This window comes from Mesorhizobium erdmanii USDA 3471 (assembly GCF_000472705.1).
In the GTDB taxonomy this organism is placed as follows: domain Bacteria; phylum Pseudomonadota; class Alphaproteobacteria; order Rhizobiales; family Rhizobiaceae; genus Mesorhizobium; species Mesorhizobium erdmanii.
Map to the genome: position 1 here is coordinate 145,692 of NZ_AXAE01000016.1, position 18,113 is coordinate 163,804.

At 62.3% G+C, this 18,113-nt stretch carries 18 protein-coding genes; 2 read left to right on the forward strand and 16 right to left on the reverse strand.

What is annotated here, in order from left to right; translation table 11 throughout:
- Positions 1-52: 52 nt before the first annotated feature.
- From A3AU_RS0113750 to rpoZ, 13 genes are all read right to left on the reverse strand, one after another.
- Positions 53-2,797: a DUF2339 domain-containing protein gene (locus A3AU_RS0113750; protein ID WP_027053354.1), complete on the reverse strand. Its 2,745-nt coding sequence runs from the start codon at positions 2,795-2,797 to the stop codon at positions 53-55.
- Between the two features lie 193 nt (positions 2,798-2,990).
- Complete coding sequence (recO, locus tag A3AU_RS0113755; protein WP_027053355.1) at positions 2,991-3,752, reverse strand: DNA repair protein RecO; 762 nt, start codon at positions 3,750-3,752, stop codon at positions 2,991-2,993.
- A 131-nt stretch (positions 3,753-3,883) separates the two neighbouring features.
- Positions 3,884-5,038 (reverse strand): porin, encoded by a 1,155-nt coding sequence (locus A3AU_RS0113760; RefSeq protein ID WP_027053356.1) that lies wholly within the window; start codon positions 5,036-5,038, stop codon positions 3,884-3,886.
- A gap of 598 nt (positions 5,039-5,636) precedes the next feature.
- Entirely contained in the window at positions 5,637-6,527 is an 891-nt protein-coding gene (locus tag A3AU_RS0113765) for an aminoglycoside phosphotransferase family protein (RefSeq protein ID WP_027053357.1), read from the reverse strand.
- Positions 6,527-7,459 carry a GTPase Era gene (gene era / locus A3AU_RS0113770; protein WP_154674584.1) on the reverse strand — a complete coding sequence of 311 codons (933 nt, stop codon included), beginning with the start codon at positions 7,457-7,459 and terminating at the stop codon, positions 6,527-6,529. Before era ends, A3AU_RS0113765 begins: the two co-directional genes overlap by 1 nt.
- Complete coding sequence (gene rnc, locus A3AU_RS0113775; RefSeq protein ID WP_027053359.1) at positions 7,444-8,157, reverse strand: ribonuclease III; 714 nt, start codon at positions 8,155-8,157, stop codon at positions 7,444-7,446. Before rnc ends, era begins: the two co-directional genes overlap by 16 nt.
- A gap of 2 nt (positions 8,158-8,159) precedes the next feature.
- Entirely contained in the window at positions 8,160-8,909 is a 750-nt protein-coding gene (gene lepB / locus A3AU_RS0113780; RefSeq protein WP_027053360.1) for a signal peptidase I, read from the reverse strand.
- 77 nt (positions 8,910-8,986) lie between these two features.
- Entirely contained in the window at positions 8,987-9,400 is a 414-nt protein-coding gene (acpS, locus tag A3AU_RS0113785) for a holo-ACP synthase (RefSeq protein ID WP_027053361.1), read from the reverse strand.
- Positions 9,397-9,996: a DUF2062 domain-containing protein gene (locus A3AU_RS0113790; RefSeq protein WP_027053362.1), complete on the reverse strand. Its 600-nt coding sequence runs from the start codon at positions 9,994-9,996 to the stop codon at positions 9,397-9,399. Before A3AU_RS0113790 ends, acpS begins: the two co-directional genes overlap by 4 nt.
- A 263-nt stretch (positions 9,997-10,259) precedes the next feature.
- Positions 10,260-10,640, reverse strand: coding sequence for a VOC family protein (locus A3AU_RS0113795; RefSeq protein WP_027053363.1), 381 nt, complete (start codon positions 10,638-10,640; stop codon positions 10,260-10,262).
- Between the two features lie 66 nt (positions 10,641-10,706).
- Positions 10,707-11,285, reverse strand: a complete 579-nt coding sequence (gene pyrE, locus A3AU_RS0113800; RefSeq protein ID WP_027053364.1) for an orotate phosphoribosyltransferase — start codon at positions 11,283-11,285, stop codon at positions 10,707-10,709.
- Between the two features lie 30 nt (positions 11,286-11,315).
- Positions 11,316-13,544, reverse strand: coding sequence for a RelA/SpoT family protein (locus tag A3AU_RS0113805; RefSeq protein WP_027053365.1), 2,229 nt, complete (start codon positions 13,542-13,544; stop codon positions 11,316-11,318).
- Between the two features lie 128 nt (positions 13,545-13,672).
- Positions 13,673-14,074 (reverse strand): DNA-directed RNA polymerase subunit omega, encoded by a 402-nt coding sequence (gene rpoZ, locus A3AU_RS0113810; protein ID WP_013896382.1) that lies wholly within the window; start codon positions 14,072-14,074, stop codon positions 13,673-13,675.
- Positions 14,075-14,396: 322 nt separating this feature from the next.
- On the opposite strand from rpoZ, the gene A3AU_RS0113815 reads away from it, so the two are divergent.
- Together A3AU_RS0113815 and A3AU_RS0113820 are read left to right on the forward strand one after the other, a co-directional pair.
- Complete coding sequence (locus A3AU_RS0113815; RefSeq protein WP_010915096.1) at positions 14,397-14,978, forward strand: LabA-like NYN domain-containing protein; 582 nt, start codon at positions 14,397-14,399, stop codon at positions 14,976-14,978.
- Positions 14,979-14,989: 11 nt separating this feature from the next.
- Positions 14,990-15,646 (forward strand): uracil-DNA glycosylase, encoded by a 657-nt coding sequence (locus tag A3AU_RS0113820; protein WP_027053366.1) that lies wholly within the window; start codon positions 14,990-14,992, stop codon positions 15,644-15,646.
- A 9-nt stretch (positions 15,647-15,655) separates the two neighbouring features.
- Here A3AU_RS0113820 and A3AU_RS0113825 read toward each other — a convergent pair whose 3' ends face one another.
- The 3 genes from A3AU_RS0113825 to dapA all read right to left on the reverse strand — a co-directional run bounded on the left by A3AU_RS0113825 (position 15,656) and on the right by dapA (position 17,981).
- A complete protein-coding gene (locus A3AU_RS0113825) occupies positions 15,656-16,366 on the reverse strand; it encodes a glycoside hydrolase family 25 protein (protein WP_027053367.1) in 711 nt (236 codons plus the stop codon).
- 228 nt (positions 16,367-16,594) lie between these two features.
- On the reverse strand, positions 16,595-17,074 hold the full coding sequence (gene smpB / locus A3AU_RS0113830; RefSeq protein ID WP_027053368.1) for an SsrA-binding protein SmpB: 480 nt from the start codon (positions 17,072-17,074) through the stop codon (positions 16,595-16,597).
- A 25-nt stretch (positions 17,075-17,099) separates the two neighbouring features.
- Positions 17,100-17,981: a 4-hydroxy-tetrahydrodipicolinate synthase gene (dapA, locus tag A3AU_RS0113835; protein WP_027053369.1), complete on the reverse strand. Its 882-nt coding sequence runs from the start codon at positions 17,979-17,981 to the stop codon at positions 17,100-17,102.
- Positions 17,982-18,113 lie beyond the last annotated feature (132 nt).

An 18,113-nucleotide genomic window follows, 5' to 3' on the forward strand; every position in this document is an offset into this window, starting at 1 on the left:
GTGTCCCGGTTTATTCCCGACTGGACAGAAATCTTGTTGTTCTTGCTTGCCTTTATCCGTTTTCCTTCGCCGCCCGAGTCAAAAGCCGCTGGTAGAACAGCCCGATGCCGATCAGCACGCCGCCGAGGCCGATGAACGACAGCGCCCTGAGCACGCCCTCCAACTCCGACATGTCGAAGAGGAAGACCTTCAGCACGGCAATCGCGATCAGCACGGCGGAGGCAATGCGCAGCACCTGCGACTTCAGCCAGACGCCGGCGGTGAGCAACGCCACGCCGATCACCAGCCATAATGCAGAGTAGGTGTAGGTCTCCAACTGGCCAAGCCCGCTCCACAGGGCGATGAATTCGCCCTTGAACAGCCGCCTCACCGACAGCGTGGCATAGGCCAGGGCAAGCAATGCCGCCACCACCGCCAACATCTGTGCATACCATTTCGGCCGCTTGTCGCGAACATACAGCGCCAGCCCGCCGGCAGCGATGGCCGGCAAGAGATAGGCAAGGAACAACAGGTTGAACACTGGAATCCGGCCGGTCGATTCATCTGACAACAGCGGGTTCAGCACCACGAAATGCCGGATGACGATCAAAGCGACCGAAACCACGCCAGCGGCCATCGAACCATAGCGCAGCACCGAGCTTGGCGAGCGCATGTCGATGGCGACCAGGATGGCACCGGCACCGATGGCAATCAACGTGTAGATCGCCTGCTCGGCAAGCGTCATCGCACCTGTGTCGATGACACCGCCATGCATGGCGTGACGCACCAGCATGGCAACGGCAAGCAGCGCGAACAGCGCCGACGCCGCTTCCATGGCGAGGCGCGGCCGACCGTTTGTGGTGTGGGCAAGCTGCCAGGCGGCGAAGCCGAAGGCGAGCGCCGGCACGCCGTATCCCGGCAGCAGCCAGTTGAATATGGGGGTCTTGGAGAGGAATTCCGCACCGACGATGGTCGGATCGAAGGCAACGCGGCCAAGCACCGCAATCGCCGCGCCAACAGAAATCCAGCCAAGCACCGGATAGGAACGCCAGCGCGTGGCCAGCGCCGGCACGATGGCCGCTGCTCCGAGCAAGATGGTGGTCCAACCGGAATCGAAAGCCATGTGCAACATCAACAGGCCGGCGATCGCCGCGCCACCGAGGGCAATCGACACTGCCATGCCGCCCTTGAGTACCGGCTCTTCTGCGCGCGCGATCCATTCGCCGCCAGCGGCGAAAACCACGACCAGCAGCGCCGCGACGGCGGCGTAGACGAAGTCCCGGTCGAGATTGCCGTAGGTGAACCAGAGCGCGATCAGGATGACCAGCGGCACGATGACACCCCACGCTGCCCAGCTTGCCGCGCGAATCCGCGCCACGGCGGCGAAGCGGCGCGCGGCCCAGAAACCGGCGGCGGCGAAGACCAGGCCGAGGCCAATGCCGATGCGCAAGGTCAAGGCATTTCCGGCCGCCACCGGCAGACCGTCAAAGCCCAGATTGCCCTGCGAAAAATCGGAACCGATGGTGGTGGGCGGAATGATGCCGAGATAGATCATCACGGTCACCAGTCCGGCGGCGTGCAGCAGCGGCACCGTGCGCGGGCGATAGAGTGCGACGGCGACAAGCGCAATGAGGACGAACGCCCCCGGCAAGGCATAGCCAGCGGCGACAAAGGTCGTGTCGACGGACAGGCCCAACGCCGAAAACGCAACGAAAGCTCCCGGCACGATCGACGGCCAGTCGAAGCGGTCTGTCGCGATGTCTGCTTCGCCGCCACGATTGGTCAGCCAGACAAAAGCCAGCACGGCGAGCGTAACCGCATCGATGAACAGGATGGCGGACAGGTTCGCCCCCGGCGCATCCATCATGTAGAGAATGGTCCAGATGCCGGTGCCGAAGAAAGCCGCCGCCATCAGCGCTTTCCAGTCGCGCATGCGGGCGATAACGCCGGTGGCGGCGAGGACGATGGCGACGTAGCCGAACAACGCCCAGGGGTTGGGCGCCTGCGAGGCGATCAGCGCCGGCGTCACGATGGCGCCGACAAGACCGATGCCGGCCAGCGCCAGGCCATGGACCAGGGCGGCGGCGATCGTCGCCACGCCGATGACACCGAGCAGCGTGAAGGCGAGCGCCGGGCCGATGAAGCCGTAAATGCCATGGGCAGCATAAACGGTGCCGAACAGGATGAAGGCACCGGCCGCCGTCAGGATCGCCGGAATATAGGCGCCGGCAACACCTTGCACCGGCACCTTGAAGCCGGTGCGGCGGACGAATTCACCACCGGCGACCAGCACCAGCCCGAGCACCGCGGCCATAGTGAGCCGCACGCCGGGGCCGAAAATACCGGCCTCGATGGTGTAGCGGATCAGGAACAGGCCGCCCAGCGCCAGCGCGATGCCACCGACCCAGACCGCCCAGCGGGTGCCGAGCGCCGTCTCGATGTCCGGCTTGCCGGGCGCCTTGGGGGCTGCGATCGGCTCGACAGGTTCCGCGGCCTTCGGAGCCTCGCCAGCGCTCCACGGGCCGGACACAGCCTCGTCAGCCGGAGCTTCCGCTTCTGTTGTCTGCGCCTGTGCGACCGGCTCGCTTACTACAGGCGAAGCCATAGCAGCCGCAGATACAGCTGGAACCACATCGGCAGGCTTGCTGTCGGTCGCGGCCTCTTCTGCCGGCTTGGCCACCGACGGCACGGCGCCTGAAAGGACGAGACTGCGCAGCGCGCCGAGCTCGCGCTCGACAAGACCGATGCGGCTCTGCTGGCGCGAAATGATGACGAACAAGGCGATGATGGCGACAAGGCCGATCAGGCTTTCAAACATGGCGGTTCCCCCAAACCAGGCCAGTTTTCACTGACATTTCATCTCACTGACATTCAAATGCGGCGGCTAAACGGCCAGAAAAATGCACAATCGGAAGCTCAACGTGCCGCCAGATCGGCGGCTGGAAATATCGAACATGTCTCGGTGCCGAAGGCCAGCAGCGAGGCCCGCCCCTCCGGAGTTAGACTTGCGCTCATGCTGCATTTTCTCCGGCAATGGTTTTGCGCGCGGCATGGTGCTTGCGCAGCGCGGCAAGAAAGCCGGCGCGGGCATCGGGCTGTTCGATGGCACGCGGCTCGTAGACGTGGCGACCAAAGAAGAAGCCGGTAAGCCGGAAGGCATCCTCCACCGCCGCTGGATCGGCGCGCAAGCCGGAGCCGCGCTGCAAAAAGGCCGGCAGCGCCAGCATCTTGTCACGCCACGGCGCGCCGGCTTCGCGCGACACCGCGCGACCCGACTTCGGCGAGACATAGGCAAGATCCTGCCTTGTGCCGGTGGCGGCGCATTGGCTGAGATCGAGGCCGAAGCCGAGTTCATCGAGAATCAGAAGCTCGAAACGCGCCACCAGTTCGCCGGCGGCATCGGCATCGTCGAGATGGACGATCATCACGGCAAGCGCTTCGTAGAGGCCGCCATGGGCGTCGCGCTCGGGCAAGAGGCGCAGATGCGCGGCCATGGTCTGCAGTCCGTAGACGGCGACGGCACTATCCATCAGCCGCGCTGCATTCATCTCGATCGCCTCGGCCTGGAACGTCCCAAGATGTTCGTCAAGGCGGGCCCGCCACATGAGATCGACGCGATTGCCGGGCTGCAGAACAGGCTGTTGCTTGCGCGAGCGGCCACCGCGCACGAGACCGAGATGACGGCCATGCGCACGTGTCATCACCTCGAGAATGGCGCTGGTTTCGCCATGCTTGCGGGTGCCGAGAATGATTCCCTCGTCGCGCCATTCCATGCCGGAGTTTTTCACCGGTTGGGTGGCGAAATCAAGATGAGGTCCCTTGCTCTGGCAGGCAGCCACCCGGAGAGCGCGCAAAAAACGCCCGCAGCGATGTGCTGCGGGCGTTCGAGGGGACCAGTCGATCGTTAGAACGAACGCTGGAAGCGGAGGATGCCGCCGAGGCTGCTCTTCTTGGTAGCCTTGGTCCAGTTGTTGAAGTCGGCGTCGCCGAACTTGCCTGCATTGAGGTAGTCGACTTCAGCCGTGACGGTAAAGCCGGGCACAACGGTATAGGCAACGTTGGCGGCGATGCCGAGGTTCTTCCAGTCGTCATAGGAAACCTGGGCATTGAACGCGGTCTTGTCGTTGAACTTATAGGTGCCGCCGCCCCAGATTGCCCAGTTGCCGCCCCACTGCTTGTAGAAGCCGCGACCCTTGGCATTGACGAAGTTGGTCGGATCGTTGAGGTTGTCGTCGGTGCCGTAGCCGCCCATGACGAACAGCGTGAACTGCTTGCTGACGTTTACGTCCAAGCGAACCTTGCCGGCGACTTCTTCATAGTTGCTGTCGTACGCGACGACACCGGTGATCGCACCCCAATCGCCCTTGTACTTCAAGCCGCCGACGACATGCGGAACATAGCTGTCGATGGTGCCGGTGCCGGCGCCTTCTTCGAGCGAGACCAGTCCCGAGAAGCCGCTGCCCGCGTCGAAGTAGTACTGGACGACGTTGCTCTCCTGCCCGCCATACGGAACCAGCGTATCCTGGATGACGCTACCGGCATAGCCGATGAACGTATCAAAAGCCGTATCGTCCTTGCCGACGCGCAGACCACCGAGCTGAATCCAGGCGAAACGCAGCGAGATAGGAGTCTTGTTTACAGCCTGCCAATCGGTAGCCCCCTTAGAGTAATCGCCGGGCTTGTTGCCGAAATTGATTCGTGTCTCGGTGTAGGTCTTCAACGTGCCGAGCTCGGTTTCCTGGCCGGTCCAGGTCTTCAGCGTGAAGCGGGTGTTCTTGTAGTAGGTCGAATGACTGCTGCCATCCCGAACGTCCGGGACATGGTTGACACCATCGAGCGAGCCGGCGTCGCCGACGCCGATGTCATAGCGGACATAGCCGCCGATGCGCAGGCAGGTCTCGGTGCCCGGGATATAGAAGTAGCCGGCGCCGTAGACGTCGCAGATCTTTACGTATTCGGCCGGTTCCGGTTCGGCGACGACGACAGCGTCCGCGGCGCGAGCGCCGGAGACCGCGATCAGGGCCGCGGCTGAGCCGAGAAGGAGGCTCTTGATGTTCATTTTCTGACCTCTCCAGTCATAGTTTAAATGGCTTCGGATTTGTGGCTGGCGGATATGTTTTCCCGCCTCACCCCCACAACGAAAAAGGCGCGCACCGCGTCCCCTTTTCGCGGCGAACATACCCATCAATCCTCCGCCTTCAATGACGGTTTTGGAAATAACGGCGATTCTGTGAACAGATTAATGCTGTGTTGCACAAATAACACTTGTCAAGAAATCGCTTGGCACAATTGGAACAACGTCACATATTCAATATATATTCCGATAGTTTCTCGGCTAAGTAAGCTTTCAGCATGAGATATTTCCACGAAATAGCCTGAAAATGGCATTTTTGGCTATTTATCGTGAAAAGTAACCGCAATTTTGCGTGCAGCCGATCTGAGTCGCCGCCCCTCCCTCCGCGATGTCGGGAGGAAGTCCAATGCCGCCTGCCAGGTCGGTCAGATCTCGCCAAAGCAGTCAAAAACACGCAGGAGCGGGCTGCGGAATTCTCGATTGTGACAGCAGCCTGCTCGCCGTGCACCGATGCAGAACCGCTTTCTCGAGCCCACGCGATGAGCGTTGGCGAGCGAGAGACAACGAGGGTCGCGGAATCACGTCACGCTGAGTCCCCGTGATCAGCCAGTATTTCGTCGATCACGCGCCGAGACTTTTCGACCTCTGCCTGATTGTGCGTATGTCCAGCGACGGTGATCAGCGCCTTCCACAGCGCCCAGCCGCGTCCGCGCGCCCAAGTCGTATCGTCGACGGCAACAGCCGAGCGGAAAACCTCCCTGTTCTCGCCCTCGAACAACGTCCAGGCGATCGCCAGGTCACATGAGGGATCGCCGACACCGGAGGTGCCGAAGTCGATTACGGCGCTCAGACGACCCTTTTTGACAAGGAGGTTGCCCCAGCTGACATCGCCATGGAACCAGACAGGCGACCCCTGCCAGGTGGCGGCAAGCGCGGCTTCCCAGACGGCACTCGCCGCGTCGGCATCGATGCGTCGGCCGAGTGCGGCGATCGCTTGCCTTGCCTCGCCGTCATAGACCGTCAGCGGTCCGCCTCGAAAGAAATTGTGCTGCCCGGGCGACGGGCCGCCAGTGGGGTCGATGCGTTTCAACGCAATCAGGAACGTGGCCAGGTCCGCCGCGAATTGCGACAGGTCGGCAATGCGCTCCCACTTCGCGGTCTCACCTTCGATCCAGCCATAGACGGACCAATGCCAGGAATAACCGTCAGCTGGAACTCCCATCGCCAGCGGCACGGGGATGGGCAGTGGCAGAAGCGGCGCCAGCCGGGGCAGCCAGCGATGTTCCTTTTCCACCTGCAGGCAATAGGTTGCGGCGCTCGGCAGCCGGACAGTCATCTCGTCGCCGAGATGAAAGGTCCTGTTGTCCCATCCGCCAAATTCGACCGGCCTGATCGCAAGATGCTTCCAGCGTGGAAATTGCGCGGCGACCAAGCGGCTGACCAAAGCCGCATCGATGTTCAGCTTGCCGTCCATCAATGGGGGAATTCGAGACCCATCTCGCGATACCGCTCGGGATCGTCGCCCCAGTTTTCACGCACCTTGACGAACAGGAACAGATGCACCTTCTGTTCGAGGATGCCCGAAATCTCCATGCGCGCGGCCTGGCCGATGGCGCGGATCGTTTCGCCCTTGTGGCCGAGCACGATCTTCTTCTGGCTGTCGCGCTCGACATAGATGGTCTGGTCGATGCGCACCGAGCCGTCCGGCTTCTCCTCCCATTTCTCGGTCTCGATATGCGAGGAATAGGGTAATTCCTGATGCAGCCTGAGATAGAGTTTTTCGCGGGTGATCTCGGCCGCCAGCTGTCGCATCGGCAGGTCGGAAATCTGGTCTTCGGGATAGTACCAAGGGCCGGCCGGCAGCGCCTGCGCCAGGTAGTCGAGCAGGTCCTTGCAGCCGGAGCCGGTCAGCGCCGAGACCATGAAGGTGCGCTTGAACGGCACTTTCTCGTTGGCGGCCGCGGACAGGGCCAGAAGCGTCTCGTGCTTGACCCGGTCGACCTTGTTGAGGATCAGCGCCACCGGCTGGCGCACGTCCTTCAACCGTTCGAGAATGGCATCGGCATCACCCCTGATGCCGCGCTCGGCATCGATCAGCAGCAGGACAATATCAGCATCCTTGGCACCGCCCCAGGCGGTGGTCACCATCGCGGTGTCGAGGCGCCGCTTGGGCTTGAAGATGCCTGGCGTGTCGACAAAGACAATCTGCGCATTGTCATGCGTGGCGATACCGCGCACGATGGCACGGGTCGTCTGCACCTTGTGGGTGACGATCGACACCTTGGCGCCGACCAACTGGTTGACCAGCGTCGACTTGCCGGCATTGGGCGCGCCGATCAGCGCGACAAAACCGGAGTGCGTGGCAGGGGCTTCAGCAATTTCAATATCCGTCATGCCGCGTTCCATACACCTTCGCGCAGCAGAAGGGCAGCCGCGGCTGCCTGTTCCGCTTCACGCTTGGAACGGCCACTGCCCGTCGCCGGCTGAAATGCACCAACCTTGACGCTGACCGTGAATAGCGGATCGTGGTCGGGCCCCTCTCGGCTGTCGATCTGGTAGGCCGGAACGGCACTCGCCGCCTGATGCGCCCATTCCTGCAATTCTGTCTTGGCGTCACGGCGCGCCGCGCCCGACGCTTGCGAACGTGGCTGCCAGTATCTGTGGATGAACGCGCGGGCCGCTGCCAAGCCGCCGTCCAGATAGAGCACGGCGATCAGCGATTCCAACGCATCGGCGCGCAGATTGACGCGTTTGCGGCCTTCGAGCCCGCGCACATCGGACCCGGCCCGGATCAGGTCGGGCAGCCCGATATGTTCGGCGATCTCGGAAAGCGCCTCGGCATTGACCAGCGCGTTGAGCCGCAGCGACAGTTCGCCTTCCGCCGCATCGGGAAACGTCGCCAGCAGCATGTCGGCCACGACCAGGCCCAGAACCCGGTCGCCGAGAAACTCAAAACGCTCATAGTCGGTGCCGGCATTGGCGCCACGGGCACTAGCGTGGGTCAACGCGCGCTGCAGGCGCTGGCGATCGGCAAAGGCATGGCCCGTGCGTTCCACAAGCGCCTCGGCGAGCGCGTCGGCGGTCAGCCGTTTCGCCGCAGCCATCCCTAATTGACGAAATGGAACAGGCGCGAAGCACGCATCAGCGACGGCCATTTCCAGATTTCGAGCGGGCTCGCCTTGCCGGCGATCGAGAAGAAGACGAGGTTGGCGCGGCCGACTAAGTTTTCGGCCGGAACGTAGCCGACGGTGAAGCGGCTGTCGGCGGAATTGTCCCTGTTGTCGCCCATCATGAAATAGTGGCCGGGCGGGACGTCGAATTCACGCGTGTTGTCGCCGATCGAATTCGGATTGAGGTCGAGCGTGTCGTAGCTGACGCCGTTGGGCAGGGTTTCCCTGTAGACGTCGATAGGCTGAGGCATTTCGGTGATGTCGGGGTTGTCGATCTGGCCGGTCTTCACGCGCGGCACGCCGACGCCATTGATGAACAGCTGGCCATTCTTCATCTGAATCTTGTCGCCAGGCAGGCCGACCACGCGCTTGATGTAGTCAACGGACGGATCCGGCGGGAATTTGAACACCACCACGTCGCCACGCTTGGGCTCGGAGCCCCAGATGCGCCCCGAGAACAGGTCGGGGCCGAACGGCAACGAATAGCGCGAATAGCCGTAAGACCATTTGGTGACGAACAGATAGTCGCCTTCCAGAAGCGTCGGCCGCATCGACCCCGACGGGATCGAGAAGGGCTGGAACAAGAGCGTGCGGATGACGAGCGCAAGCAAAAGCGCCTGGACGATGACGCTGACGGTTTCGCCAAGCCCGCCGGATTTCTTCTGGGATTTTTCAGCCACGCTCATGTCGTCCTCGATTGTGCGTTGGATGTATAGAGTCTCGGCGCGCGCTGGGCAACGTCAATGCCGGTCGTCAAATGCAATCAATGTGGCGCTTCTTCGACGGGCAACGCCTCGATGATCACAAAGGCTTGAGCGAGCGGGAAATCATCCGTGATGGTGAGGTGGATGGCCGCTCTATGCCCGCGAGGCAGGATTTTTTGCAGCCGCGTCAGCGCGCCGCCGGTCAGTGCCATGGTCGGCGCGCCGCTGGGCAGGTTGACGACGCCCATGTCGCGCCAAAACACACCTTGCGCCAGGCCCGTGCCCAGTGCCTTGGCGCAGGCCTCCTTGGCTGCAAAGCGCTTGGCGTATGAGGCGGCGCGGGCGCGTCGATTTTCAGAACGCGCCTGTTCGACCTCGGTGTAGATTCTCTGGACGAAGCGGAGGCCGTGACGCTCCAGCGACTTCTCGATGCGCCTGATGTCGATCAGGTCACTACCAATGCCGATGATCATTGCGCGGCGGAACCAATGCTTCCACCGGGATGGGCGGACTGCGCACGACGGTTCGCGCGCTCTGCCAGCCGCTTGCGTCGTTGCTCGCGGAAAACATTCATGCCCCAGCGCGTGACGCCGTAGAACAGGAGACCGAACACCAGCCCGAGCGGCACCGCGCCGATCAGCATGGGTTCCAGCACGGGATGCCACAGTTTCGCGAAGGAAAGCTTGTGCAGCATCTCGCCCAGATGCTCCGGCGGGCCGTGGGCCGGCAGGCGATCATGCAAGATGAGCTTGCCGGTTTCCCAGGACGCGCCCCACAGAATGGGAAAGGTCAGCGGATTGCCGAAGAAAACAGCCCCGAGTGCCGCCGCCACCAGATTGCCGGCGATCACCCAACACAAAACGGCGGCGATGATGAAATGGAACCCCACGGGAAAGAATGAAGCGAAGACGCCAGCCGCCACACCGGCGGCCACCGCATGCGGCGTGGCCTTCAGCCGCAGAATGCGCTTGGAGAAATACTGCAGCGAGCGCGAAAACGAACGGCGCGGCCACAGATAGGTACGCACCCGCTCGAAAAGGCCATCAGGCTTGCGACGTCGAAAAAGCACTCTTTTCCTATTCCCGACAACTCACGGCTTGCATGCCGGCCGTCTCCAGCCGGCTTCGACCGCCACATCTTGCGCTTGGCGGTCGCCGAAAGGCAATCGCGACTTTGATATAGCCATCCGCAACCCCGACAACAACCGAAGGTCGCCTGCACAGCGGTCGCACCGCCATAATTTTTGGTAAGGTTCATCTCCAACACCGGACAATCACGGCGAATTTGAGAAGCGGCCTCGGCTTTTTTTGTCGCGGCCGAATGCTTGAGGAATTACCGCAAGTACTGGCTGACTTCGACAAGATTGCCATCCGGGTCGCGGAAATAGACCGACATCATCGCGCCCCGCGCCCCGATCCGTTCGACCGGCCCAACCTCCACCAACACACCATTGACCTCGAGGCTGGCGAGCAGTTCGCCGATTGGGCGATCGGTGACCAGGCAGAAATCGCCGGATCCAGGCGTCGGGATCTTCGCCTTCGGCTCGAAGGTGTGGCTGATCTCGTGGACATTGATCTTCTGGGAGCCAAAAGCCAGCGCCGTTGGCCGGCCCGGCGTATCGATGCGCTCGAGGCCCAGCACGCGCTGGTAAAAGGCGCAGGTGGCTTCGAGCGACGCCACCGTCAACACGAAATGATCGATGCCGACGATCATTGCCAATTTGCCTTCATGCATGTCGTCCCTCCCAAACCGCTGCACACTTTTGGGCGGCATGCACAGTCAGATGTTGCGACTGCCGGGCTTGATCGCCGGTATGGCGGCAAGCTCCGGCGGAAGCCGATCCGGCGGATAGGCCGGAACTTCATATTCGGCGAGCGCGATCAGCGGTACGCCGACATGGGTCTTGCCGGCCGAACGGTCGATGATGCAGGCCGCGGCTACCACGTCAGCGCCGAGCTCGCGCAGGCAATCGATGGTTTCGCGGATCGACAGGCCGGTGGTGACGATGTCCTCGACAATGACGACGCGGGCGCCCCGGTCGATCTCGAAGCGGCGCAGGCGGAACTCGCCCCCTTCCCGCTCGACCCAGATCGCCGGCACGCCGAGATGGCGCGAGGTCTCGTAGGCCGGGATCAAGCCGCCGATCGCCGGGCCGACGACATAGTCTATCTTGCCCGGCACCGCGGCGCGGATCTTCTCGGCCAGCGCCCTGCACAAGCGCTCGGTCATGTCGGCATGCATGAAGACTCTCGCCTTCTGCAGAAAGACGGGGCTGCGCAAGCCCGAGGTCAGGATGAAATGCCCCTCCAGAACAGCACCAGCCTCACGGAAAATGCTCAGCACTTCATCGGTCTTCATCTGCGCCTATCCCCACATAGATCAGCGATGTCAGCCATTCACACGCCGTGCATCGCTGACGCTGGAATTGTCCTTGAGCTGCGACAGCAGCCGGTTGAGATGCTTCAGGTCCCAGACCTCGAGATCGATCAGCATTTCCGTGAAGTCGGGCGCGGTGCGCACCATCGACAGCGTATGGATGTTGGCGTCGTTGGACGCGACGACCTGAGCGATATCGGCAAGCGAGCCCGGTGCATTGATGGCGGTGACCGAGACGCGCGCGGGAAACCGTTCCTTGGTGCGCTCGTCGATGTCCCAGCGCACGTCGATCCAGCGCTCGGGCTGGTCGTCGAAGGCCTGCAGCGCCGGCGACTGGATCGGATAGATGGTGATGCCGGTGCCCGGCTGGACGATGCCGACGATGCGGTCGCCCGGCACGGCCCCTTCCGGCGCGAAGCGCACCGGCAGGTCTCCGCGCACGCCGCGGATCGGCACGGCGCCGTCGCGGGGCTGGTCCTTGTCCTTGCGCGCAGCGCGGCCCGGGATCTGGAACAGCATACCGGCGGCGTTGCGGATCTTCGACCAGCCCTCCTCGCGCTGTTTGGGTGCGGCCTGTGTGACACGCTCGTCCTTGTAGTCGGGGAAGACCGCCTTCATGACGTCGGTGGAGGCCAGTTCACCGCGGCCGACAGACGCCAGCACATCCTCGATGTCCTTGCGCGCCAGCCGGTGCAGCACCGGTTTCAGGCTTTCCTTGGTGAAATTCTTGCCGGCCCGTTCGAATGCGCGCTCCAGAATGCGCGCACCAAGGCCCGAATACTGCTTGCGGATGGCGTTCTTGGTGGCGCGGCGGATGGCGGCGCGCGCCTTGCCGGTGACCACGACCGATTCCCAGGCGGCCGGCGGCACTTGCGCCTTGGAACGGATGATCTCGACTTCGTCGCCGTTCTTCAGTTCCGTCATCAGCGGCATGATGCGGCCATTGACCTTGGCGCCGACGCAGGTGTCGCCGACATCGGTGTGCACCGCATAGGCGAAATCGATGGGCGTGGCACCGCGCGGCAACGCGATCAGCATGCCTTTCGGGGTGAAGCAGAACACCTGGTCCTGGAACAGTTCCAGCTTGGTGTTTTCGAGGAAATCCTCGGGATTGTCGCCTTCGGCGAGCTGCTCGATGGTGCGTCGCAGCCAGGCATAGGCGTTGGTCTCCTTGGAGATCGCATGGCCGGCCCCGTTGGTCTTGCCGCCGGTGTCCTTGTAGATCGAGTGTGCCGCGACGCCGTATTCGGCTATCTTGTTCATCTCGCGGGTACGGATCTGCAGCTCGACGCGCTGGCGCGAGGGGCCAACGATGGTGGTGTGGATGGAACGGTAATCGTTCTGCTTCGGCGTCGAGATGTAGTCCTTGAAGCGGCCGGGCACCATCGACCATGTGGTGTGAATGGCGCCGAGCGCGCGATAGCAGTCCTCGACCGTATCGACGACGACACGGAAGCCGAAAATATCGGACAGCTGCTCGAAGGACAGGGCCTTGGCCTCCATCTTGCGGAATACCGACCAGGGCTTCTTCTGCCGGCTCTTCACACCGGCGTTGATGGCATGCTTTTCAAACAGCGCCGACAGCGCCTTTTCAATGTCGGTCAGCACGCCCTTGTTGCGCTCGAAGATCTCGGCAAGCCGCGCGGTAACGGCGCGGTGGGCTTCCGGATTGATAAAGCGGAAGGCGATCTCTTCCAGTTCCTCGCGCATGCCTTGCATGCCCATGCGCCCGGCCAGCGGCGCGTAGATGTCCATCGTCTCCTCGGCAATGCGCAGGCGCTTGGCCTCGGGCATATGGTCGAGAGTGCGCATGTTGTGCAAACGGTCGGCGAGCTTGACCAGCAAGACGCGTACGTCTTCCGAAATCGCCAGCAAGAGCTTGCGCAGGTTTTCCGCCTGCTCGGCCTTCTTGGAGACGAGATCGAGTTTCTTCAGCTTGGTCAGGCCCTCGACCAGCTTGCCCATCTCCGGGCCGAACAGGTCGTCGATCTCGGCCCGCGTCGCCGTGGTGTCCTCGATGGTGTCATGCAGCAGGGCGACGGCGATGGTCGCCTCGTCCATGTGCATTTCGGTGAGGATGGCGGCGACTTCGAGCGGATGCGAGAAATAGGGGTCGCCGGAAGCACGCTTCTGGTGGCCATGCTTCTGCATGGCATAGACATAGGCCTTGTTGAGCAGCGCCTCGTTGACGTCAGGCTTGTAGCGCTGGACGCGCTCGACAAGCTCATACTGACGCATCATGGGCACAATCTCGCGGAGATGAAATGAATCATGCGCCGCACTGCTGTACGGCGCATGTCATAGATAGCCACGAAACTGCAAGGACGGAAGTGCCGGGTGCTTGATCCAGGCGCTTCCCGAGAGTCCTCTTAGTAATCGTCGCTCTTTTCCGGCGGCACCAGCCCCTCGATACCGGCCAGCAGGTCTTCCTCGGTCATCCGATCGAACGTGACATTCTCCTCGGCATCATCGGTATCGGCGGCCGCAACGGCGCCGCCGGTCTGATCGGCGATCACCTCGCCATCGGCTTCGGGCTCGTCGACCTCGACATGCTTCTGCAGCGAATGGATCAGATCCTCCTTGAGATCGTCGGGCGACAGCGTCTCGTCGGCGATCTCGCGCAAGGCGATGACCGGGTTCTTGTCGTTGTCGCGAGGAACGGTGATCTGCGCGCCCTGGCTGATCTGGCGAGCACGGTGGCCGGCCAAAAGCACCAGCTCGAAGCGGTTGTCGACCTTGTCGATGCAATCTTCAACGGTTACGCGGGCCATGGACTGCCCCTTTCATGCCTGGATTTAGTGGAAAACAGGCGCGGTCCATAACCCGAATGCCGCCGAAATACAAGCATGATGGCATTGGCGAGGCCGCTGGGCGCACAATCCCCTGTCCAGAGACCGGATTTGGCAAAACCGAGGCGCGCGCTTCGTTCGACGCCGCGATCACAATTGCTTGCATTGCCCCATCACGCCTTGGATTGCCGCCAAACTGGCGTTATCTCGGATGACCAAGGTCAGCCGGTTTATTATGCGCCTGACCGATAGTCGCTATCGCATTTCGTTTAGACGGCCGCATTTTTCGAAAAGGATATTTTCCATGTTCGACCCTCGCGAAAAAATCGCCCTGTTCATCGACGGTGCCAACCTCTACGCAACCTCGCGGGCGCTCGGCTTCGACATCGACTATCGCAAGCTCCTGTCCAGCTTCCAGAAGCGCGGCTATCTGTTGCGCGCCTACTATTACACGGCGCTGGTGGAGGATCAGGAATACTCCTCGATCCGTCCGCTGATCGACTGGCTCGACTATAACGGCTTCAAGGTCGTCACCAAGCCGGCCAAGGAATTCACCGACTCGACCGGCCGCCGCAAGATCAAGGGCAATATGGACATCGAACTTACAGTCGATGCGCTGGAACTCGCCGATGTCGTCGACCACTATGTCATCTTTTCCGGCGACGGTGATTTCCGCACACTGGTGGAGGCGCTGCAGCGGCGTGGCCGCAAGGTGTCGATCGTCTCGACCATGGCCTCGCAGCCACCGATGATCTCGGACGATCTGCGCCGCCAAGCCGACCATTTCATCGACCTGACGACACTGAAGAACGAGGTCGGCCGCGATCCTTCCGAAAGGCCCGTGCGGCGGCCCGAGCCGGCTGAAGTCGACGAGGACGACTACTGAGGCCGGTCGCCTTGACCGCCCTCTCCGCTTCCGAACCGAACCGCGACTGCCCGCTCTGCCCACGGCTGCATGATTTTATCGCCGAGTGGCGGCAGCGTGAGCCATCCTGGTTCAACGCGCCGGTGCCGACTTTTTTGCCGCCCGAAGGCGAAGCGGCGGTTCAGCTGCTGATCGTCGGATTGGCGCCGGGCCTGCGCGGCGCCAACCGCACCGGACGCCCGTTCACCGGCGACTATGCCGGCGACCTGCTCTATTCGACATTGATTGCCCACGGCTTCGCGCGCGGCGAGTTCAAGGCACGGCCCGATGACGGGTTGGAGCTTGTCGGCACCGCGATCACCAATGCGGTGCGCTGCGTGCCACCGGAGAACAAGCCTGTCGGCGCCGAAATCTCCACCTGCCGGACATTCCTGGTGCCGACGATCGCCAGCTTCCCAAAGCTTCGCGCCGTGCTGGCACTGGGATCGATCGCCCATCAATCCACGGTGCGCGCACTCGGCGGGCGCGTCGCCGCCTATCCGTTCAAGCATGGCGGGCAATTACCAGCTGGTGGCATCACGCTGTTTTCCAGCTACCACTGCTCGCGCTACAACACCAATACCGGGGTCTTGACGGAAGAAATGTTCGTCAATGTCTTCAGCGAGATCGCGGCGTTCCTGAAGGCATAGAGTCAGACTTCAAGGCACGGGCGCAAACAGCTCGGCCAACCTCTCTTGCCCACCCTGCAGCACGTTCAAATCGACATCGCCCAAAATGCCGTCCACGCGCCCCCTGTTGTGATACTGCCAATAGACCCAGTCGTGGCGGTCTGGTTCGACGAGCAGCGAGCGAAGCCAGAGCGGGCGGGCGGCGATCCGTCCGGCATAGGCGGCCTCGGCCTCGTCGGTCAGATAGACGATCGCCGGTTTGCCGAACGCCGCCTCGACAGGTCCCAGGAAAGCCCCGAGCTCGGCATTCAACTGTTCGGGCGATGGACGCCGCGGACAGTTGCCGCCGAACTCTATGTCGACCACCGGCGGCAGCAAGGGCTGATCGTGCGGCACGACCGAGATGAAATTTTTCGCCTGGTCGGCGCCGGGCCGGCAGAAGGTGAAGAAATGATAGGCGCCAACGGCAAGGCCGGCCGCACGAGCCTCACGCAGATTGGTGGCAAAGGCGCGATCGACATGATCGCCACCTTCGGTCGCCTTGATGACGGCGAAGGCGACATCATCGCCAGCAACGCGCCGCCAGTCGATCTGGCCCTGATGATGGGAAACGTCGATGCCTCTGACCGGATACTTGCCACGGTCGGGAGAATAAGTGTGGAAGTAGACCAAACCGCCAGCCGCGACCAGAGCTGCAAAAACCAGGCTGACCGATCCCCAGAGGATGATCCGGTTCTTCAAGACTGTCCCCTCTGGTACTTTGTTCGAAACGTGAAAGCCAAACAGTTGCGTTTCCAGGGCTATCAGCCGATGCCCGGCCCTTCGCTATGGCTCCCTGCTCTTCGGGCGTTCAGCCCCTTCAAAATGTCCCCTGGACCTTTTGATCCGCCCGAAGGCGGACCGGGCCTTCACCGTTCGTCGCTCGAAAAGCCAAATCGTTGGCTTTTCGTCCGCTTCGTGGACCACTCCTCACCCACGTTCCTTCAGCAACCGCCCCTTCTCACGCGACCAGTCGCGCTGCTTTTCGGTTTCGCGTTTGTCGTGCAGCTTCTTGCCGCGCCCCACGGCAAGCAAGAGCTTGGCGCGGCCCTGATCGTTGAAATAGATCTTCAGCGGCACCAGCGTCATGCCTTCGCGGTCGACGCTTTGCGACAGCTTGGCCATCTCGCGCTTGTTGAGCAGGAGTTTGCGGCGCCGGCGCGGTTCATGGTTGAAGCGGTTGGCCTGCAAATATTCCGGCAGATAGGAATTGATCAGCCAGATCTCGCCGCCTTCCACCGAGGCGTAGCTCTCCTGGATATTGGCCTGGCCCTGCCGCAGCGACTTGACCTCGGTGCCGGTCAGCACCAAGCCGGCCTCGATCGTGTCGAGCACCTCATACGAGAACCGCGCCTTGCGGTTCTCCGCAACGGTCTTGTTGTTGGGATCGGCTTTTCTGACTTGATTCATAATGCGGAGAGGTGGCGCCTCATCCCTAGTTTATCAAGCCGGCGTGCTTCATCGCCGCATCGATCTTTTCGGCGGTCGCCTGTTCGACCGTCACCAACGGCGACCGAAGCACGTTCTCGACCTTGCCGAGCTTCGACAGCGCGTATTTGGCGCCGGACACGCCCGGCTCCAGGAAGATCGCCTTGTGCAATGGCAGCAGGCGGTCCTGCAATTCCAGCGCTTTGGCGCTGTCACCGGAGAGCGTTGCCTCCTGGAATTCGGCGCAGAGCCGCGGCGCGACGTTCGACGTCACCGAAATGGCGCCGACGCCGCCATGCGCGTTGAAGCCGAGCGCCGAGGCATCCTCGCCGGAAAGCTGGATGAAATCCTTCCCGCAGGTCATGCGCTGCTCGGAGACACGCTCGACCTTGCCAGTGGCGTCCTTGACGCCGACGATGTTCTTGAAGTCGTGGGCCAACCGGCCCATCGTCTCCGGCATCAGGTCGATCACCGAACGCGGCGGGATGTTGTAGATGATTATCGGCAGCTTGGTCGCCCTGGCGACGGCGGCGAAATGCTCATAGAGGCCGCGCTGGGTCGGCTTGTTATAGTAGGGCGTGACGACCAGGGCGGCATCGGCGCCGGCCTTTTCGGCATATTGAACGAGGCCGACGGCCTCAGCGGTGTTGTTGGAGCCGGCGCCGGCAACGACCGGAGCGCGGCCGTTGGCGACCTCGATACAGACCTTGACGACATGGCGGTGCTCGTCATGCGACAGCGTCGGCGACTCGCCGGTCGTGCCCACGGGAACCAGACCCGTCGTGCCCTCGGCAAGCTGCCATTCGACGAAAGCGCGAAAGGCTTTCTCGTCGAAACGCCCGCTCTTTTCGAACGGTGTCACGAGCGCAGTAAGCGAGCCTCTCAGCATGTCGTCCAACTCCTTGGGACTTCTTTGTCCGTGCATGTCGTTGCCCCGAAACCGGTAACCACTTTTGGGCGACATGCATCGGTGTTTTGTCGATCAGTTTGTCGTGCGCGCCTTCTAACCGAAAGCGAAGCG